We start from the raw sequence: 16,451 nt of genomic DNA on the forward strand, positions 1-16,451 counted from the left end.
GACACCGCCGCCCCCATCCCCGCGGGCGGCGGACCGGTCCGGGAGGTGAACACCGCCTCCCGGACTGTTCGTTGACACTGAGTCGCCATCGGGGTCGGTACGGAGGGTGTGTGAGTTCTGTCCCACGATCCCGATTTGGCCGAAAATCGACGGTGGGTGCGGGGGGTCAATACCCCTCCGACCACGTCTCTTGAGGGCGCGTTAGGAGTTTTGGGGGAGCGTATCGGGGGCGCATTCGCGTCGTAGACCCGGGGTCCACCTTGGTCGACCGTCCCGCTTCCGGGGCCGTCCGACGGTGTGACGAGGGGGCGCTCAAGTCCCCCCAGGGGCGCACTTGCCGGTGCGCAAGCAGCTCCGCACGCCCTCCATCGAGCCTCCTTCGTGGCAGCATGGGTGCCGTTCGTACGGTGCACTGGACTGTCCACAGCCTGTGGAGGCGTCGATGCGGTGGTTGGTGGGATGGAGCAGTACCGCCGCTGGCTCGCACGCCCTGGGCTCCGCCGGAGCCACCGGCCCGGACGGCGAGGCGGTGCACCCGGTCGGCTCCCACCCGCTGTGGGGCGACCCCGATCCCCTGTGGGCCGTAGGTGACTGGCGCCCCGACGAGGTGCGGGTCGTGCGGGCCGACGCCGAGACCAGGATCGCGATCCTCGGCATCTGCGGGGCCACCGACGAGCAGCTCCGCGTGGCCCTGTTCGCCGCCCGCGGTGGTGCCCTGCGCCATCTCACCGCCTGGCCCGGCAGTTACACCGCCGTCGTCCAGGTCGGGCGCCGGGTCACCGTCTGCGGTGACCTCGCGGGCGCGCGCCCCGTCTTCTACACGCCCTGGGCCGGCGGCACCGCGTACGCGACGGCCGCCCTGCCGCTGGCCGACCTCGTCGAGGCCGACCTGGACTTCGGGCACCTCGCGGCCCTGCTCGCCGCCCCCGACGTACCGGACGCCCTCCATGACTCCACCCCGTACGACGGCGTGCGCCGCATCCCCCCGGGGCATGCGCTGATCCTGCGCGCCGGGGCGCGCGAGATCGCCGGCTACGAGCCCGTCGCGTCCCTCGCGGTCGCCGCACCCGCCGCCGACCCGGACAGCGCGGTGGACGCGGTGAGGGACGCTCTCGTAGAAGCAGTACGCACCCGTCTGTCTGCTCCGCGCCACGTACCGGACGTCGATCCGGGCCCCGTGCCCGGAATGGGCCCGGCGGAGCGCCGCGCCGCCCGCGGGATGCCGGCCCCCGGCATCGGCGCCGACCTCTCCGGCGGCCCCGCCTCGAGCACACTGGCCCTCCTCGCCGCCGGCCTGCCCGGCGCCCCCGGCACGGTCCTCGGCCACGGCACGGGCGCCGGCGAACGCCTCCTCGCCGTCACCTTCAACGACCTGGCGACCTCGGGCCGCGAGGCCGAACTGGAACGCGCGGGCACCCTGGCCGCCAACCCCCGCCTCCGCCACGTCGTCGTGACCGGCGACGAGGACGTCCTCCCGTACGCGGACCTCGACGTCCCGCTGACCGACGAACCGGGCCCCTCCCTCGTCGTGGCGGCCCGCCACCGCGCCCGGCTCGCCGCCGGCAGCGCCGACCACTTCACCGGCTACGGCGCCCGCCAGGTCCTGGACGCCCACCCCGCGCGCCTCGCCGACCTGCTGATGGACCGCAAGCGCCGCCACCTCGTCCGCCCGGTCGCCGCCCTCGCCAAGGCGGACGGTTCGGTGATGGTCCCCGCGCGCGTGTACGGCGCCGCCCGGAAACTGGCCCGCACCCCGTACCGCGCGGGCGTCGAGGTCCTCGCCGACCGTCTGATGCGGCGCCGTTTCGACGAACCCGGCGGGGCCGTCGGAGCCTCGCTCGCCGCGCTCACCTGGGCGAGACCCGGGCCCGCCGCCCGCTGGCTGACAGGCGAGGCCCTGGCAGAAGTATCGATTCGCCTGGGTGCCGTGTCGGGCCGCCCGAGCGTCGGTCCGGGCCAGCGCCCCGGTGACTTCCGGGCCCGCGCGGCCCTGGCCCGCCACGCCGCCGACCTGCGCGTCCTCGAACAGGCCGCCGAGATCCGCTCCCAGCGCCTGCACACCCCGTTCCTCGACAACCAGGTCGTCCGCGCCTGCCGTGCCCTCCCCGAGGCCCTGCGCGTCCAGCCCGGTGCCCGCGCCGCCATCCTCCGTACGGTCCTGGAGGGCGCCGGGGTCACCGACCTCCCGCCCGGCTGGGGTGCCCCCTCCCACGCCACGTCCGCCGCCGCGACCCGCACCGGCCTGCGCGTCGCCGCCGACACGCTGATCGGCCTCTTCGACACACCGCTGCTCGCGCAGGCCGGCCTGGTGGAGGCCCGGGTCGTCCGCAAGGCGCTCCGCGCGGCAGCCGCGGGCGAGCCCCTGCCCCTGGACGGCCTCGCCGACCTGGTCTCCCTGGAACTCTGGCTGCGCCGCCTCCTCTCCCGCCGGGGCACCTGCTGGACGGGCACTCCGGCCAGACAGCGCGCCGTGCCCGCCGGGATCACCCCCCAGCGGGGCGCCCTGGGCGCGGGGGCGACGGCCCGGCAGGCGTAGCGGTAGCCCGGCAGGGGCGGTAGGGATGATGTAGCGGAATCTCGGAGTCCGGACGTGTACAACCAACGGGGCCCTTCGACGGTCTCCCCCCGCGATCGGACAGATGTCCGGCTCCCCGGCACCTCATGTGCACGTACGCGCCCCCCGACGCAGGGCACACACGAGGTGCCCGTAGCTCTTGTGCCTGGAGAACCATGCGTACACGTACGGCCGCGGCCGCCGTCCTCGGCACCTCGGTGCTGCTCCCGCTGCTCGCCCCCGCCGCCGCCCACGCGGACACCGCGAAGGGCGACACCGTCTTCACCTCGGTGGCCTTCAACAAGAAGACCTTCAACGTGGGCGTCAGTACGGCCCAGACGGTCAACGTCGCGGCCACCGCCAAGGACGGGTCGGGCATGCAGGGCATCCTCGGCGCCAAGCTGATCAGCTCCGACGACCGGATCATCCACGCCTACGCCGCCGACTGCACGCGGCCGACCCCCACCACCATGAAGTGCGTGTTCCGGTTCACCCTCGACCCCGACCGCGGCGACTACTACGACCTCAAGAACAGCTCGGCCGGCACCTGGCGCTTCACCGCCGAGGCCGTCGCCAAGGACCGCGACTTCTACGACCTGGAGACCAGCGCCAGGATCCAGGTGAAGCGCCTCGCCAGGCTCGCCACCACCCAGGCGGGTCCCGAGCCCGTGGCCAAGGGCGCCAAGCTCACCGTCACCGGCGCGCTGACCCGTGCCGACTGGAACACCAACGCCTACGCCGCCCACGCCGGCCGGTCCGTGGCCCTCCAGTTCAAGAGGTCCGGCACCTCCACGTACACCACGGTCAAGACGGTCACCTCCGACGCCGGCGGCAAGCTCCGCACCACGGTCACCGCCTCCGCGTCCGGCACCTGGCGCTGGAAGTCCACCTCGACGTCCACGACGAGCGGGGCGACGGCGTACGGCGACACGGTGACGGTGCGCTGACGGCGACGGTGACCGTCACGGTGCGTTGACGCGGACGTGGACAGGGGCGGGGGCGGGGGCGTGGGCGTCGAGTGAGGGGCGGTGGGGGCCGAGAAACCTTCCCCGCCCTCGCCCGCCCCGGCGACAATGATCCGGTGCGCTACGCGATCCTGGGCCCGGCCCGTGCCGAGAACGACGAGGGCACCCCCGTCCCGCTCGGCGGCCCCCGGCTCCGCGCACTCCTCACCGCCCTGGCGCTCCGCGCCGACCGTCCCGTCCCCGTGTCCACGCTCGTCGACGACATCTGGCCGGCCACCCCGCCCGAGGACGCCCCGGCCGCCCTCCAGGCCCTCGTCGCCCGCCTGCGCCGAGCCCTCGGACGGCAGACGATCACCTCGGAACCGGGCGCCTACCGCCTGGCCACCGCACCCGCCACCGTCGACCTCTTCGTCTTCGAGCACCTCCTGAAGGACGCCAAGGCCGCCCTCGCCCGGGACGACGACCCGGCCACCGCCGCCACCGCCCTCCGCGAGGCCCTGTCCCTCTGGCGCGGCCCGGCCCTGGCCGACCTCCCCGACCGCACCGCCGCCGCCCGCCCCGAGGCCCTGCACGCGGAGGCGACCCGCACCCGCATCGAGGCCGATCTCCGCCTCGGCCTCGCCTGCGACCTCGTACCGGAACTCAGGGAACTCACCGGGGCGCACCCCTACGACGAGCCCCTGCACGCCCTGTTGATCCGCGCCCTGCACGAGGCCGGCCGCACGGCGGAGGCCCTGGCGGCCTACGAGACCGTACGCCGGGCGCTGCGGGACACCCTGGGCACCAACCCCGGCCGGGAGCTGCGCGCCCTGCACGCGCTCCTGCTCGACCCGGACGCGGGCCGCCCCTCGTCGAACGGCTCCCGCCCAGGCCCTTCCACGAGCCCCGGTCCGGCCGCCCGCCCGTCGCCGAACGGCTCCCACCCCGGCCCCGCGCCGAGCCCCGGCCCCGCAGGCGGCCACCCCGGCGCCGGGCACCCCACGACTCCGCAGCTCCCGCCCCCCTCCCCGTACCTACCGCCCCCGGACCCCTCCGCCCCGCGCCCCCGTACCGGCAACCTCCGCCCCCGTCTGACCTCCTTCGTGGGCCGCGAGCGCGAGCTGGAGGCCATCCGCTCCGACCTGCGCCGGACCCGCCTCGTCACCCTCACCGGGCCCGGCGGCTCCGGGAAGACCCGCCTCGCCGAGGAGGCCGCCACCGCCCACCCCCGGGCCTGGCTGGCGGAACTCGCCCCGCTCGACCGGCCGGAAGCGGTGCCGGGCGCGGTGGTCAGCGCCCTCGGACTGCGCGAGACGGCCCTGATCACCCATGAGCCGGCGGCGGCGCAGGACGACCCGGTCGCCCTCCTGGTGGAGCACTGCGCCCAGCGCGACCTCCTCCTGATACTCGACAACTGCGAACACGTGATCGAGGCCGCGGCGGACCTGGCGGAGACCCTCCTCACCCACTGCCCCGGCCTGACGATCCTTGCCACCAGCCGGGAGCCCCTCGGCGTACCGGGCGAGACCGTACGCCCGGTCGAGCCCCTCCTCCCGGCCCCCGCCCACCGCCTGTTCGCGGACCGGGCCGCCTCCGCACGCCCCGACGCGGACACCGTGCTGCGGGCCGACCCGGAGGCCGTGGACGAGATCTGCCACCGCCTGGACGGCCTCCCCCTGGCCATCGAGCTGGCGGCGGCCCGACTGCGTCTGCTCACGCCCCGCCAGATAGCCGACCGCCTGGACGACCGCTTCCGTCTCCTCACCTCGGGAAGCCGTACGGCCCTGCCGCGCCAGCAGACCCTGCGGGCCGTCGTCGACTGGTCCTGGGACCTGCTGGACGAGGCCGAGCGCACGATGCTGCGCGACGTGTCGGTGTTCGCCGGCGGCTGGGACCTCGGGGCGGCGGAGGAGGTCTGCGCGGGCGGCGCCACGGCGGCCGACCTCCTCGGCGCGCTGGTCGACAAGTCCCTCGTCGTCGCCACGCCGTACGAGCACGACCCCGGCGTCATGCGCTACCGCATGCTGGAGACGATCCACGAGTACGCCACGGAACGCGCCGCCGAGACCCCCGCACTCCGGACCGCCGCCGAACTCCGTCACACCACCTGGGTCCGCGGTCTCCTGGCCGAGGCCGAGCCCCGGCTCCGCTCGGCCGAGCAACTCCCGTGGATCCATCGCCTGGAGACCGACCTGGACAACATCCGGGCCGCCCTCAACCGTGCCCTCACCACCGCCGACGAAGCCACCGCCACCCACCTCGTCCTCTCCATGGGCTGGTTCTGGTGGCTCCGCAACTTCCGCCAGGAGGGCGCCCAGTGGGTCGACGGCATCCTCCGCCTGGGCGCCACCCTCGACGCAAGGGCCCGACACCACCGCCCTCATAGCGTCGCGCCGCCCGTCGAGGCGCCCGACCCCGTCGCCGCCTTCCTCGCCGACCCGGCCCCCACCCGGCACCCCCGCCACCACCCCCGGATGGCCCTCCGGCTCCTCCACCTCGCCCTGATCGCGGAATCCGGCCCCATCGGCGTGCCGAACGACCCCCAGGCCCGCGCCTACATCACCCGACTCAGGGCCCTGTCCGGCCACACCGGCCCGGCCGCCGCCCGCTTCCCCGGCCTGGTCTGGCCCCTCACCGCGTACATGCTGGACGGCACCGCCACGGTCGACATCCGCACCCTGATGGACGAGGCGGTCGCCAACTGCCGTGAGCACGGCGGTGACTGGGAACTCGGCTTCACGCTCATGCTCCGCACCCACATGCTCGTCGACTCCTCCGGCAACATGCTCGGCGTCGAGGACGACCTCACCGAACTCCGCTCGATAGCCGACCGCGTGGGCGACCGCTGGATGCGCGCCCAGGTGCGCAGCGCGGCGGGCGAGGCCGCGATGGCCCGCGGCCGCTTCAGCGAGGCGAAGGGCGCGTACGAGGAGGCGCTGCACCTCGCGTACGAGGTCGGCGCGAACGCCGAGTCACCGTTCCTGATCGCCCGCCTGGGCGAGATCGCCTACCGCTCCGGTGACCGTGAGGCGGCCCTGGCCGCACTGGACGAGGCCACGGCGGCCGCCGACCGCTTCGGTGTCCCGGACTCCCGCGCGTTCGTCAGTCTCCTGCGCGCCCATATGGCGCTGGACGACGGCGATCACGTCCAGGCCCGCGCGTTGTGGCGGTCGGCGCACGAGGAGACCCGTCGTGGCACGCCTCCGCCGCAGTTCAAGGCGTTCCTCGACCTGGTCGACGGGCTGGTGACGACCGCCGAGTCGGGCCCGGCGGCCGGACTGCGCAGGCTGACCGAGGCCCTGCGGACCGCGGTGGACAACCGCTGCGCCGAGACGGTGATCGCGGCCCTGGCCGACAGCGCGGCGACGGTACTGTCCCGCCTGGGCGACCACGCCCGCGCCGTACGCCTCCTCGCCGCCGCGAACCGCTGGCGCGGCGACCACCCCTGCGCCCTCCCGGAACACGACGAACACGAACGGACCCGGACCGCCGCGCTCACCGCCCTCGGCGGCCCCCGCCACGACGCCGAGGCCGACCGGGGCAGGACGTACACCCCGCGCACGGCACTCGCTGACCTGAGCGAATCCCTCGGATCCCTCGAATCCCTCGGATCCCTCGAAGCCCCCGAAGCGCTCTGAGCGCCGCCCCTTCCGTGCCCGGCCCACCCTAGACCTGCCGCTCCTACTCGCAGCTGAACCGCGACTCCGCCCAGTCCGCCACGGTCGTCCCGTCGAAGTGGCCGTGCGGTTCGACGACCAGCCGTACCGTCCGGCGTCCGGCGATGTTCACCCGCACCGGTACCGCCGCGTCGCCGCCCTCGACCAGTGCCGACTTCCACAGCCGCACCCCGTCGCCGTAGACGGAGAAGTACACCTTGCCGAGGCCGAGCGTCATGTCGTCGATGCCGACGAGCGCGTCGTACGAGGCGCACCGGCGGTTGAGGTCGACGGTGACGGAGGAGCCGCCGTGGACGGTCACCCCGTGCGCGTACCGCTTCCGCGCGACCGACATCCCGTAGCGCTGCCACACCCAGCTGCTCTCGCCGAGCCGCATCTCGGGCTCGGTGCCGTCACCGAGGAGCCCGTACCGCAGCTCGTTCCACGGGTAGACGGCCGGGGGAGCGGGGGCGGGAGGGGGCGGGGGAGGCGGCGTGGGCGACGGCTTCGGCCGGGACGGGCTCGGCGTGGGGGCGGGGGTCGGGGTGGGCGACGCCTTCGCGGGCGGCGCGGGTGCCCCGGACGGCTTCGGGGTCGGTGCGGGCGCCGGGGAAGCCTTGGCCAGGGGTGCCATGGCCGGGGGCGCTCCGGGCGAGGGCTCCTCCGTCGGCGGCTTCGACCGGGGCGGCTCGGGTGAGGACTCGGCGGCCCGGGTGGGGGGCGGTTCGGCGAGCGGCTCCTTGTCCTCGGCCTCGTGGCCCGCAAGGGCGATCGCCACCGCCGCGGCGACCATTCCGGCGACGCTCACCGCGATACCGGCCTTCGCGGGCGCGCCGAGCCCTTCCACCGCGGCTCCGCCGCCGGCCCCCGCTCCGCCGGAGCCCCCGCCCGCCGCCGACGCCGCGCCCGCGACCCCGGCCGCACCGGCGCCCGCGCCCCCGGCGACGATCGCGGCGGCCTTGGCGTACCCGGCGGCCCCGAACCACCCGATGACCGCCACCGGTACGACCGCGGGGATCCCGCCGGCGACTTCCTTGATCTGCCCGGCGGCCACCCGGCACGCGGCGCACTCCTCCAGATGCTTGCGCAGGCCCCGTTCGGCGCGGGTCCGCAGGGTGCCGCGGGCGTACGCGCCGAGCCGGTCGGCGTAGCGCCCGCACTCTGCGGAGTTGCCGGCCAGGGAGGCGCTCACATGGGCCTGGAGATACGCCTGCTTGAGCCCTTCCCGGGCCCGGCTGGCGAGCACCCGGGTCCCGTTGGCGTCCAGGCCGAAGAGCACCGCCACCTCGCTCGGCGACTCGTCCTCGACCTCGGTGTGCCACAACACGGCCTGCCAGCGCTCCGGCAGCGACCGGAAGGCCCGCATCGCCATCGACTGCTCGGCCTCGTGCATCGCCCGGACGTCCGCGCCGAAGTCGAGCGTGTCACTGCCCGACGCCTTCGCGCCGCGCGCCGCCTGCGCCGCGAACACCGCGAAGTCGTCCACCAGTTGCTCGCGCCTGGCGGAGGTCGTCCAGCTCGCGGCGACCCGCCGCACCGAGGTGAGCAGATAGGCCCGTACGGCGTGCTCGGGCCCGGAACCGCCGCGTACCGCCTGGAGCATGCGGGCGAAGACCTCGGCGGTCAGGTCGTCGGCGGTGTGGGCGTCCCGGCAGCAGGTGCGCGCGTAGCGGCGCACGGCCTCGGCATGGCGCCGGTACAGCTCCTCGTACGCCGAGTCCAGGCCCGCCCGCATCCGTTCGATGAGGTCGGCGTCGGACGGCGCCCGGACGCCGTCCCACTCCCGGGGCGGCGGCTGCACCCCCGAGTCGGACCGGGCCCACTGGGCCGGAACCTCACCCCGGCCGCCCTTGCCGGGCACCCGAGACGCCTCCCGGCGATCCGCCCGCGCCTCCGGGGACCCCCCACCCGCACCCGGCGACTCGCCCCGCCCGTCCACACCCATCGCGGAAGCCCCCGCCGCCTGCCGACACAGTCCCGAACACCGAGTCACCCTGCCATATTGGCTTTTGTTCACCCCCCGGCCTCAAGGGCATATCACCCGTCCGGGCGTCCCCCCGGCTCTCCGTGCACGAGTTCACCCGTACGAGTGGTCGACGTCTGATGGCGAGAGCGGGAGCGCGAGCAGCGGCAACGGGAAAGGGCGGTGGGGGCGCAAGCCCCACACCGCCCTACGAGGTGGCACACCAACTGCGGCGCGCTACCTCCACCCTCAAGCCGGCCGGGACCGAAGCCCCTCCAGCAGGATGTCCAACAGCCGGGCCGAAGCCGCGGCCTGCTGCGCCGCGTCCGGCAGGGACGGCGCCGCCGTGGCGATCACGAGCAGCACGTCGGCCACGGTCACGTCCTCCCGCAGCTCACCCGCCGCCCGGGCCCGCTCCACCAGCTGCCCCACGACCTCCAGCAGCGCCGAGGCCCCGGCGTCGTCGGCCGGCCCGGCACCCACCGGCGCCGACGCGTCCGACGACACCAGCCGCAGCTCGGCCGTCGGCTGGACCCGCTGCTGCGGCACCCGGTGCTCGTCGGCGATCCCGCCGACACCGACCTCGGTCCCGTCCTCCGCGACCCCGACCCGCAGCACCTGCGGCGGCAGCAGCCGCCCGGCACCCGAGGCCACCGACGTCCGCAGGAAGCGCGACAGCGCCGACCACGGATCCTCCTCCTGCCCGAGCGCCACCCGTGCCTGGTCGGTGAGCCGGGACGTCTCCTCCTCGGCTATGCGCCGGACCAGGACGTCCTTGCTCGGGAAGCGCCGGTACACCGTGCCCACACCGACCCGCGCACGGCGGGCGACGTCCTCCATCGGCGCGCCGTACCCCAGCTCGCCGAAGACCTCGCGCGCCGCGCGCAGCACGTGCTCGAGGTTGCGCTGTGCGTCCACACGGAGCGGGGTCGACCTCGACCCGTCCCCGCGCCCGTTGCCGCCCGCCGTGCCGATCGCGCCGCTGGGCGCGAGAGCTGAGGCGGACGACCAATGAGAGTCCTGAATATGCATATGTGTTCCCCCGGTAATGACGTCTCCCCCCGGAGACTCTCCCCGTCATCGGAAGCCGGAGCGGCGGGACGAGCGTTCGTGGTCCTGAACGGTTCCGAGCCTGAACCCGGCCGAATCCCTTGAACGCATCCCCCATGCACCCCGTCGAGACACGAACATAGTTGAGAGGGAGTCAATTCAGAAGGGGCACGTTCCGCACGGAGCGCCCCTCGATCGGAGTACGGGCGGTTTAGGTACCGTTTGCGCCCCCCGCTGCCACCCGGCTCACACCATCTGACCTGCGCACCTGCCGCTCACGCCGGTGAATCGGCCAACCCCGCGCCCGCTGGGCGACCGGTCACACAAATTGCCGGGGCTGTGGACAAACCAGCGAGAGAGGTGCGTCATGGGATGGTGAAGGAACGGATGCGCATCCTCATCGTCGGCGGCGGCTACGTCGGGCTGTACACCGCGCTGCGTCTGCAGCGTCAGCTGAAGCGGGAACTGAGTAGCGGCGACATCGAGATCGTCGTAGTGTCCCCCGACCCATATATGACGTATCAACCCTTCCTTCCGGAGGCCGCGGCGGGCTCCATCTCGCCCCGCCATGTCGTGGTGCCGCTGCGTCGCGTCCTGAACCACTGCAAGGTCGTCATCGGCGAGGCCACCGAGATCAACCACGCCAAGCGCGTGGCGACCCTCACCACTCTCGCCACCGAGGAGGAGGGGTCGCACGCCGAGCAGCTGTCGTACGACGAGCTGGTCCTCGCGCCCGGCTCGATCTCGCGCACCCTGCCCGTCCCCGGTCTCGCCGACTTCGGCATCGGCTTCAAGACCGTCGAGGAGGCCATCGGACTGCGCAACCACGTCATCGAACAGATGGACATCGCCTCCTCCACCCGCGACCCCGCGATCCGCGACGCCGCCCTGACCTTCGTCTTCGTGGGCGGCGGCTACGCCGGCGTGGAGGCGCTCGGCGAACTGGAGGACATGGCCCGCTACACCGCGCGGTACTACCACAACGTCAAGCCCGAGGACATGAAGTGGATCCTCGTGGAGGCCTCCGACCGCATCCTCCCCGAGGTCGGCGAGGAGATGGGCCGCTACACGGTCACCGAACTGCGCCGCCGCAACATCGACGTACGCCTCCACACCCGCCTGGAATCCTGCGCCGACCGCGTCGCCGTCCTCAGTGACGGCGCCCGCTTCCCGACCCGTACGGTCGTCTGGACGGCCGGCGTCAAGCCGCACCCGATCCTCGCCGCCACCGACCTCCCGCTGAACGAGCGCGGGCGCCTGAAGTGCACCCCCGAGCTGTCCGTGGAGGGCCTTTCGCACGCGTGGGCCGCAGGCGACGCGGCCGCCGTGCCCGACATCACCGCGAGCGAACCGGGCAAGGAGACCGCCCCCAACGCCCAGCACGCCGTACGCCAGGCCAAGACGCTCGGCGACAACATCGTCCGCTCGCTGCGCGGCCAGCCCCTGGAGGCGTACGCGCACAAGTACGTGGGCTCCGTGGCCTCCCTGGGACTGCACAAGGGCGTGGCGCACGTCTACGGCCGGAAGCTGAAGGGCTACCCCGCCTGGTTCATGCACCGCGTCTACCACCTCAGCCGGGTGCCGACCTTCAACCGCAAGGCCCGCGTCCTCGCCGAATGGACCCTCGCCGGCCTCTTCAAACGAGAGATCGTCTCCCTCGGATCACTCGAACATCCCCGTGCGGAGTTCGAACTGGCTGCCGGTGGAAAGGCTCCTGAGGACCCGAAGGGGTCGTCCTGACCGGATCCAGGAACTCCACCGTTCAGGCCGACGTCTGACGGATGTCGGCCCGGTCGGACAGACTGGTCCGCGACATGATCCATGATCTCGGGCGGGGTCACCGTCCTGCCCGCGCAGGACCCGACGAAGCCCGTACGAACCAACCCCTGAGCACCCCGAAGTACCCACACGCCCGCACGACCAGGCGTCCCCCAACGCTGCACACCGGGGCCACCCCCCGGACCACCGGGGTCACCCCCGGAGCACCGGCCGGAACCGGAGCCGGCCACAGACAACACCACGAGGCACGAGGCAAGGATTCGGTGAACTTCACGCGCTGGAGCGCCCGGCTCCCCGGTACGCAGCGCCGCGCCGCAGCGCGGACCGAACACACGGTCACCCCGGACCGGCGGGGGGAGGGCGCCGTGCCCGCGGCCCGCGCCGAACGGCAGAGCGACGACCCACCGGACGACACCCCGCCCGTGCCCGCCGTCGACGACCTCCCCACCCGCGAGATCCTCGACCGCATCCCGGCCCTCGTCGCCCTCGTCCACGGCCACGACCACCGCACCGCCTACGTCAACGACGCGTATGTCGCGGCCTTCGGCGTACGCCCCCTCGGCGCACCGGCCCGCGAGGCCCTCCCCGAGCTGGACGCCCTCGGTCTGCTGCCCCTCCTCGACCAGGTGCTGCGCAGTTCCAAGCCCCGCACGGTCAAGTCCCGCAAGGCCCCCTCCGGCCGCTCGTACACGATCACCTGCACCCCCGTCGACGTCCCTGGTGGCGCCGACCCGGGCGAGGGCGGCGTCCTCATCTTCGCCGCCGACGTCACCGACCACGCCGAGGCCGCCGAACGCCTCCGCGCCAGCGAACGCCGCCAGCGCGAAACCGCCGTCACCCTCCAGCGCTCCCTCCTCCCCCAGGAACTGGAGGAGCCCGACGACCTGCGCATCGCCGCCGTCTACCACCCCGGCGGCACGGAGACCGCCGTCGGCGGCGACTGGTACGACGTGATCACCCTCGGCGGCGGCCGCACGGCCCTGGTCATCGGCGACGTCATGGGCCGAGGCGTACGCGCCGCAGCCGTCATGGGACAGCTCCGTACGGCCGTCCGCGCCTACGCCCGCCTCGACCTCCCCCCGCACGAGGTGCTCCAGCTCCTGGACGGCCTCGCCACGGAGATCGACGCCAACCAGATCGCCACCTGCGCCTACGCCGTCCACGACCCCAACGAGGGCCGCCTGGTCTACGCCTCCGCCGGCCACCTCCCGATCCTCGTCCGCGACGAGAACGGCACGGTCCAGCGCGCCGACGAGCCGATCGGCCCTCCGCTCGGCACCGGCGGCTGGATGCACGCCTCCGGCTCCATCCCCCTGTGCCCCGGCTCCACAGCCGTCCTCTACACGGACGGCCTGGTGGAACGCCGCAACGAGGACCTGGACGAGGGCATCGCAGCCCTGGAAAGAGCGCTGGCCGGCGCCACCGGGACGCCCCAGGTGATCTGCGACCGGCTGGTCCGCTCGACCGGAGTCACCGCCGACCACGACGACGATGTCGCCGTCCTCGTCCTCCAGCACCCGTCCCGCACCGGCCCCGACGGCGACCTCTTCCGCAACGCCGCCCTGGAACTCCTCGGCGGCGTCGAAGCGGCCCCCCGAGCCAGAGCGTTCGCCTCCGGCGTCCTCACGAGTTGGCGGTTCCCGCCCGAACTCCACGACCTCGGCGTCCTCGCCGCCAGCGAACTCGTCGCCAACTCCCTCCAGCACGGCACCCCGCCCATGCGGCTGCGGCTGCGCCGCACCGACCGCCGCCTGATCGTCGAGGTGACCGACGGCAACGACCACCTTCCGCGCCGCCGCCGAGCCGAACCCGTCGACGAGTCCGGCCGAGGCATCGCCATCATCGCCACGATCGCCTCCAACTGGGGCAGCCGCCGCACCCCAGGAGGCGGCAAGGCAGTGTGGTGCGAGTTCGCCCTACCGCGGTCCACGCCGTAGGGGGTGGGTCCGGGGGCGCGTTGGCGCCAGCGGGTGCGTGGGGGCTGGTCGCGCAGTTCCCCGTGCCCCCGAAAAGCTGCCGCGCCCCGTGCCTTTCAACGGCGCCGTGGGACGAAGGCCGGGCCGCAGGCCCATGCCTTCAGGGGCACGGGGAACTGCGCGAGCAACCACGACGAACCCGCACCCGCCTACAACAGGCGCCCCCGAGCTATATGGCGCCCGACGCGGGGTCGAAGGGGCGGCAGCCCCTGGTGGATGGGACGGGCAGGGGCGGCGGGGGCGAGGAAACTCAGGCCCGAGCCACCGCGGACTCGACCCCCGCCCCACCCCGAGCAACCACCCGACTCTTCCCAGACCCAGGCAGATCCTGCACCCCCGTAAGCACCCGCCCCAACCGAACCGCCAGCCCCACGATCCCCAGCGAGAACAACAGGAACACCACCACATACGCCGCATGCCACGACGCCCCCATGGGCCCACCCACGGCCGGCCCCACAGCCAATGCCAACTGCTTCACCAGCGCGAACGCGGAGTTGTACTGCCCGGCCATCCCCTCCGGCGCCAGATCCGCCACCAGCGGAGCCACCGTCGGCGACAGCATCGCCTCACCCAGCCCGAACAACGCGTACGTGGACACGAACGCCGCCGTGGCCATCGTCTGGCTCACCTGCCCGAGCCCCGCGACCCCGGCGACACCCCACGCCACGGCCCAGATCAGCCCGACAGCCGCGATCACCCGAGACCGCCGACGCCGCTCCACGAACCGCAGCACGACGAACTGCGCCACCACGATCACCGCGGTGTTCGCCGCCAACGCCGTACCGAGCGCGGACGTCGATATCCCGGCCGCCTCGACCCCGTACGCACTCAGCCCCGACTCGAACTGCCCGTAGCAGGCGAAGAACAGCGCGAACCCCAGCACACTCAGCTGCACCATGGCCCGATTGCCGAGCAACTGCTTCCAGCCCTCCCTGGCAGACCCCGTCGCCCCGGCAGCCCCTGCCGACACCTCCGCGCCCTTCGCCGCCCGAGGCATCCGCACGGTCGCCATCACCGCGACGAGCAGCAGGAACATCGCCGCCTGTATGGAGAACAGCAGGGTGAAGGACCCCGCACGCGACGGGTCCACGAGATGCCCGCCTATGAGTCCGCCGACACCGAGCCCCAGGTTCTGGAGAAAGAACTGCGTGGCGAAGGCCCGTGACCGCGTCTCCGCACCTGAGCAGTCGACGATCATCGTCGCCAGCGCCGGCTGCATCACGGCCTGCCCGGCCCCGAGCGCCGCCGCGGACAGCAGCACGCTCGTCGCACCGGCGGCCAGCCCCAGGCTCATGGACCCGACGGCAGCCATGACCAGGGCGGCGAGCAGCACCGGAAGCGGACCGCGCCTGACTATGGCCCGTCCGGCGAACGGCAGCACCACGAGCGCGGCCACGGCGAAGATCGCGAGCACGAGCCCCGCCGTCGTCGCACCGAGATCCCGCACCTGCGCCACATAGACGTACAGATACGGGACGGTGAAGCCGAGTCCGAACGCGCCGAGCGCGTTGCCCACATGAATCCGACGCATCGCTGCGCCCGTCCCCCTGGTCACGTTCACCTGCCTAGGTAGAAGAAGGCCTCCACCAAGCATTAGAGGTGAAGACTTCGAAGCTAAAACTTAGAAGCTAAACACTACACCTCGAAGGACTTCGACGCCAAGCGGTGGCGTGCCATACTGCGGCCATGGGCGACACCCCGGGCAGCAGCGGCACCGCCGAGCCGACACTCGAAGAGCAGATCGCCGCGTACCAGCGCGAGTTCCAGGGCCTCGACCCCCAGGTCGAGAAGATCGTCTCGGCGCTCTCCCGCCTCAACCGCCGGATGAACGTCGCCTACGGCCGCCAGACCGCCGCCCTCGGCATCAGCAACGCGGAGTGGGAGGTCCTCAAGGCCCTCGTCCTCTCCGGGGCCCCGTACCGCATGGGCCCGAGCGATCTCGCCAAGAGGCTCGGTCTCACCCCGGCCGCCATGACCCACCGGATCGACCGCATGGTCACCGAGGGCCTGGTGACCAGGGAGCGCGACGAAGCCAACCGGGTCCGCGTCATCGTGGAGCTGACCCCCGACGGCCGGGAGAAGTGGCTGGAGGCCATGCGCCTCGCCTCGGTCTTCGAGGAAGACCTCCTCCAGGACCTCTCTCCCCTGGAGCGCACCGTCCTCGGAGAGGTCCTGACCCGACTCCTACGCCGTGTGGAGGACGCCCAGCCGGACGCCGGCGGTCGGCTGACCGACCTCGACTGAGGCCGTACGCTTGAGGGGCGCCCAAGGTTTGACCACGGGCCACCGAGGGGATGCTTGACAGTCCACCCGCAGATCCGTAGAGTTCTTCGGGTTGCCACGGAGCCGTAACGGTTCTGCGACAGCACCTCCGCCGCAGAAGCGGCACCCAAACCAACCAGTGCGATCTCCCAGCCGGGATGAATTCGGCGTGCCCGAATTCAATTCGATTTGGGTTCGACAGGCCCGATTGGGAACTGCCGAGCAGATCCGCTAAGGTTTGAGACGTCGGAACGGCCCAACAGCCGT

At 73.3% G+C, this 16,451-nt stretch carries 9 protein-coding genes; 6 read left to right on the forward strand and 3 right to left on the reverse strand.

The genetic code is table 11. The features are described 5' to 3' along the window. The first annotated feature begins 442 nt into the window (after positions 1-442). The 3 genes from SMA5143A_RS13565 to SMA5143A_RS13575 all read left to right on the forward strand — a co-directional run bounded on the left by SMA5143A_RS13565 (position 443) and on the right by SMA5143A_RS13575 (position 7,136). Complete coding sequence (locus tag SMA5143A_RS13565; protein ID WP_107463186.1) at positions 443-2,536, forward strand: asparagine synthase-related protein; 2,094 nt, start codon at positions 443-445, stop codon at positions 2,534-2,536. 194 nt (positions 2,537-2,730) lie between these two features. Further along, positions 2,731-3,501 (forward strand): calcium-binding protein, encoded by a 771-nt coding sequence (locus SMA5143A_RS13570; protein WP_107463187.1) that lies wholly within the window; start codon positions 2,731-2,733, stop codon positions 3,499-3,501. Positions 3,502-3,635: 134 nt separating this feature from the next. Continuing rightward, positions 3,636-7,136 (forward strand): ATP-binding protein, encoded by a 3,501-nt coding sequence (locus SMA5143A_RS13575; protein ID WP_107463188.1) that lies wholly within the window; start codon positions 3,636-3,638, stop codon positions 7,134-7,136. A 43-nt stretch (positions 7,137-7,179) separates the two neighbouring features. On the opposite strand, the gene SMA5143A_RS13580 is transcribed toward SMA5143A_RS13575, so the two are convergent. Continuing rightward, complete coding sequence (locus tag SMA5143A_RS13580; RefSeq protein WP_181361835.1) at positions 7,180-9,099, reverse strand: sigma-70 family RNA polymerase sigma factor; 1,920 nt, start codon at positions 9,097-9,099, stop codon at positions 7,180-7,182. A gap of 267 nt (positions 9,100-9,366) precedes the next feature. Continuing rightward, entirely contained in the window at positions 9,367-10,149 is a 783-nt protein-coding gene (locus tag SMA5143A_RS13585; RefSeq protein WP_055716649.1) for a TetR/AcrR family transcriptional regulator, read from the reverse strand. Between the two features lie 390 nt (positions 10,150-10,539). Here SMA5143A_RS13585 and SMA5143A_RS13590 point away from each other — a divergent pair, with 390 nt between their 5' ends. Both SMA5143A_RS13590 and SMA5143A_RS13595 read left to right on the forward strand, forming a co-directional pair. After that, the gene (locus SMA5143A_RS13590) at positions 10,540-11,907 is read left to right on the forward strand and encodes an NAD(P)/FAD-dependent oxidoreductase (protein WP_099966447.1); all 1,368 of its coding nucleotides are present in this window, start codon (positions 10,540-10,542) and stop codon (positions 11,905-11,907) included. Positions 11,908-12,209: 302 nt separating this feature from the next. Further along, entirely contained in the window at positions 12,210-13,883 is a 1,674-nt protein-coding gene (locus tag SMA5143A_RS13595) for an ATP-binding SpoIIE family protein phosphatase (RefSeq protein ID WP_107463189.1), read from the forward strand. 289 nt (positions 13,884-14,172) lie between these two features. Here SMA5143A_RS13595 and SMA5143A_RS13600 read toward each other — a convergent pair whose 3' ends face one another. Further along, positions 14,173-15,453: an MFS transporter gene (locus SMA5143A_RS13600; protein ID WP_258193513.1), complete on the reverse strand. Its 1,281-nt coding sequence runs from the start codon at positions 15,451-15,453 to the stop codon at positions 14,173-14,175. Between the two features lie 155 nt (positions 15,454-15,608). Between SMA5143A_RS13600 and SMA5143A_RS13605 the strand changes: the two genes are divergently transcribed. Continuing rightward, the gene (locus SMA5143A_RS13605) at positions 15,609-16,166 is read left to right on the forward strand and encodes a MarR family winged helix-turn-helix transcriptional regulator (RefSeq protein WP_107463190.1); all 558 of its coding nucleotides are present in this window, start codon (positions 15,609-15,611) and stop codon (positions 16,164-16,166) included. Positions 16,167-16,451 lie beyond the last annotated feature (285 nt).

The organism is Streptomyces sp. MA5143a (assembly GCF_900290235.1).
Classification (GTDB): domain Bacteria; phylum Actinomycetota; class Actinomycetes; order Streptomycetales; family Streptomycetaceae; genus Streptomyces.